General features: G+C 74.5%; 1 pseudogene. It reads left to right on the top strand.

Going from position 1 to position 754, the window contains the following annotated elements:
- Window positions 1-666 (top strand): annotated as a pseudogene (locus tag CWM66_RS27935) (hypothetical protein); the annotation flags it as partial.
- Window positions 667-754: the final 88 nt, after the last annotated feature.

Genomic DNA, 754 nt, shown 5'->3' with positions numbered 1-754 from the left:
GGCCCGCGCAATGCCTATGTCAACGGCCACAACACCGCCGACGAAGGCCGCGAGCTGCGCCGCTTCGACACCCTGCGCGAGGATCGCGGCCGCGGTGGCCGCGGCAAGCCCGGCGGCTTCAAGGGCGGCCTGACGGTGAGCGGCGAAGCGGCGGCCAAGCAATCGCAGAAGCCGTTCAAGCAGCGCAAGGAAAAGGGTCCCAAGCCGCTGCCGGATGGCAACCCGGCCGCGTTCCGCACCTGGTACGTGCCCGATGGCGTGAGCACCGGCCCCAGCGGCCACCGCAACGCGGGCCCGGGCGGTGCGCGCGGCAACGCGCAGCCGCGCCCGTATGGAAAGAACAAGCCGGCCGGTGCGCGCGGCAACACCGGTCGTCCGCAGGGCCAGGGCGGCCAAGGCCAGGGCCAGGGCAGGTCGCAGGGCAACAAGCATCCCTATGGCCACCCGGGCAATGCGCCGAGCTTCCCGTCCGACCACGCCACGCCGGGCTTCAACCCGTATGGCCAGGCCCGTCCGGCCGGTGGACGCCCGGGTGGTGCGCAGAACCGCGGCCCGCGTCCGGGTGGCGGTGGCCGCCCCGGTGGCGGCGGCCGTCCGGGCGGTGGTGCAGGCCGTCCCGGCGGTGGTCGTCCGGGTGGCGGCCATCGTGGCCCGCGCGGCGGCTGAGCCACGCGCAACGCGACAAGACACGGGCGCCCTGCGGCGCCCGTTCCTTTTGGTGGCATCCACTTTGCGGCATCCGCGTGCTGCGGCA

It is taken from the genome of Kosakonia sp. H7A (genome assembly GCF_003028445.1).
Lineage (GTDB): Bacteria > Pseudomonadota > Gammaproteobacteria > Enterobacterales > Enterobacteriaceae > Kosakonia > Kosakonia radicincitans.
The sequence above is the reverse complement of the archived record's forward strand: the minus strand, read 5'-3'. Positions and strand labels throughout refer to the sequence as shown.